General features: G+C 65.6%; 1 protein-coding gene. It reads right to left on the reverse strand.

Annotated features, from left to right (window positions below):
- A partial coding sequence (locus LB545_RS30680) for an autotransporter-associated beta strand repeat-containing protein (protein WP_263494251.1) occupies window positions 1-3047 on the reverse strand: 3047 nt, incomplete at its 3' end.
- Window positions 3048-3248 lie beyond the last annotated feature (201 nt).

Raw genomic sequence — 3248 nt, forward strand, 5'->3', positions numbered from 1 at the left:
TTGTTGGCGTCATAGCTCAGGCTGGTCTCGAAGCCGGGCAACGGCGCGTCGCTGAGGCCGGCGAATTTGGTGCCGCCCAGACCGCGCGTGGCATTGAGGATGGTGGAGTTCCTGGAAACAGAGCCGCCTGCCAGGAACGTGACATCGACGGTACCGCCCGAAAGATCGGCGGAGCCGATGACGCTCGCGCGGTCGGCCGTGCCGCCGGAGACCTCGACGGCGTAGATCGAGCCGGCGCCGAATGTCAGTTTCCCGATGATATTGATCGTGCCGATCGAATTCCCAGGCGAAAGCGTGCCGCCATTAATGATCGTCGACGGCAATATACCGGTGCCGCCCACCGTCGCGCGCGTATTCACTCTCAGGCCCCGAGACGAAGCGATCGAGCCGTTCGCCAGAAGCGCGCCGGCGTCGACCGTCATGCCGCCGTCGACGCTGCTGGTGCCGGTGAGGGTGAGTGTGCCAGGGCCGTTCTTGGTGAGCGTGCCGGAGCCCGTCATGTTGCCGGCATAGGTGCCGTCGAAACCCTGGTCGAAGATAACGGCGGCATTGTTCAGGATGTTGCCTTGCAGGCTGAAGGTCGTGCCCTGCAGCGCGCCGGCCGAGACGGTCGTGCCGCCAGCGTAGTTGGCGGCAGCGGGCAGGATCAGCGTGCCGGCGCCGATCTTGGTCAGGCTGCCGAGGCCGGTGATGTTGCCGGCATAGGTGCCGTTGGCTGCTTGGTCGAAGACGACGGAGGCGTTGTTGGTGATGTGGCCCAGCAGGCTCATTGCATTGCCCTGCAGGACGCCGGCATTGACGGTGGTGCTGCCGGTATAGGCATTCGCGCCAGTGAGGATGAGGGTGCCGTCGCCAGTCTTGGTGAGGCTGCCCGAACCCCTGACGACACCGCTCAAGGTGAGGGCCTTGTTGGCGTCCACGAGGATAGCGCCACCGGCGCCTAAAAGCCCGACAGGGCGGGCGCTGGTAAAGGTTTCCGAGGCGCGCAGAGCCCCGTTGTTCAGGTCGACATGGGTGCCGGCTGCGCCGAGCTTGGCGTCGGAGGCAACCCACAGGGTCCCTCCTGCCACCTGCGTGCCGCCGGCGTAGGTATTGTTGCCGGTGAGGACCAGCGTGCCGGCTCCGATCTTGAAGAGGCCACCGTTGCCGCTTATGTTGCCGCTCCAGGAGAGAGACTGGGACTGCGCCGCCACGTCGATACCGCCACCGTTGCTGGCCAAGGTGATATTGCGGCTGATCGACGTTGCCGCAGGTGTGTCCGTCATGGTCCCGACTGCACCACCGTTCAACATGATCCCGGTGGCTGCCGCGCCCAGGTTGCCGTCGTTGGCGAAGCGCAGCACGCCGCCGGTGACCGTCGTGCCGCCCGAGTAGGTGTTGGCCCCGCTAAGAATCAGGTCGCCGGGGCCGGACTTGACCAGCGCACCACTTTCACTGACTACACCACTCAGGGTGAGGGTTTCGCCGGCATCGACGAGAACGATGCCGCGAGCGCCGGTAAGCCAAACGGGGCGGGTGCTGGCAAAGGTCGCCGACGCACTCAGACCGCCACCACCGTCCAGGTTGAGATGGGTGCCTGCCGCGCCGAGCTTGGCATCGGACGCGATTCGCAGGACTCCTTCTTCCACCCGCGTGCCGGCCGCGTAGGTGTTGGTGCCCGTGAGCGAAAGCACGCCGCCGCCTCGCTTGAACAGGGCGCCGCTGCCGGACATGTTGCCGGCAAAGGTGCCGTCGTTGCCGGCCTGGTCGAAGATGACGGACGCATTGTTGGTGATGTTGCCTCTGAGGCTCGACGTTTTGCCCTGCAGGATGCCGGCATTGACGATGGTGCCCCCGCTATAGGCATTGGCGCCGGTGAGAACGGTCACGCCGTCGCCATTCTTGACCAGAGACCAGCTGCCACTGTCGGTGCCGGTGCCGCCAGCTCCGGTCTGGTCGATGATGATGTCGCTTATGGTCTGCGTCTGTCCGGCGCCAGGGGCGACGCTGAACGAGCCGTTGCCGTGAAGGAAGATGCCCGACCCGATGCCCTGGCCGGGCGTGGCATTGCCCTGCCCGCCCCTCCTTCCACCGTCACCGCCCGCGACGGCATTTCCGGAAATGTTGAGAGCGCCGGCCAGGGTCAGGCTGCCGCCCTCCTGAACGAAGATCGCACCGCCGAGACCGGCGCCGCCACCGCCGCCACTGCTGACGTCGTTGCTGGTGCCGGTGCCGCCGCCGAAGCCACCAGGCTCAGCCACTCCACTACTGCCGGCCCCGCTGCCGCCGCCAAAACCGCCGGCCCCCGGTATATAAGGGCAGTCGCTGCCCGAACACCAGCCGCTGCCGCCGCCGCCGCCGCCAAAACCACCGGGGCTGCCGTCTGTTATGCTACCGTCACCGCCGGCGCCGTCTGGCGCACCGCCTCCACCACTGACGGAGGCGCCGCCGTCGCCGCCATCGGCTCCGATCGGCCAATAGCCACCGCCGCCGCCACTGCTGCCCCACGAACTGCTCAAGGTCAAAGGTCCGAGCGCGCCGCCATTGCCGCCGCGCGCCTGGTTGGCCTGCAGGTTGACATTGCTTACCGTCACATTGGCGCCTTTGCCGATGAACAGCGCGCCGCCCAGTCCAGCGCCGCCGCCGCCACCACCGCCGCGGGCGGGATTGCCGGGTACAATAAATCTTGCGTCGCCACCCTTACCGCCCTCGGCCTTGGCGTTGGTGATGGTGAGATCTTTGATCGCCACGTTGATCGCGCCCTGCTGCACGAACAGGCCGCGATACTGGTTGTTGCCGGACAGGGTGAAGCCTTGTCCGTTGATGGTCATGTTGCCGCTCCGCACGGGCGGCAGGTTGGCTGTCAGCGTGACATTGGCGTAGAACCGGATTGTGTCGCCGTAGTCGGCGTTGAAGATGGCGAAATGCAGATCCCCCTCGTTGTAGACTGGCCAGTCCTCGGCTCTCGCCGGAAGCGTTGTTGACAGCGTTCCAGCTGCGAGAAGGATGGCCAGTGCCAGGCGCGAGCCCGATGTCGACAGACAAGTTTCCCCGAGCAGACGCAGCATCAGGCGAGCCCGCCTCGTTCCATCGATTTTTCTACCCATCTGCTTGACCCCAGAAGCCCCCCGAATTTGGGGGATCTTGAATTGACTGTTGACAAAGGAACAACACGGCAAGATGCGCATAGCCTCACCAGGTGATGCCGAGCTTGAGCTTGCCGGAATAGCTCTTCACGTTGCCGGAGAACTCGCCCTGGAAGGTGGCTG

This window comes from Mesorhizobium sp. BR1-1-6, from assembly GCF_020165355.1.
Classification (GTDB): Bacteria; Pseudomonadota; Alphaproteobacteria; order Rhizobiales; family Rhizobiaceae; genus Mesorhizobium.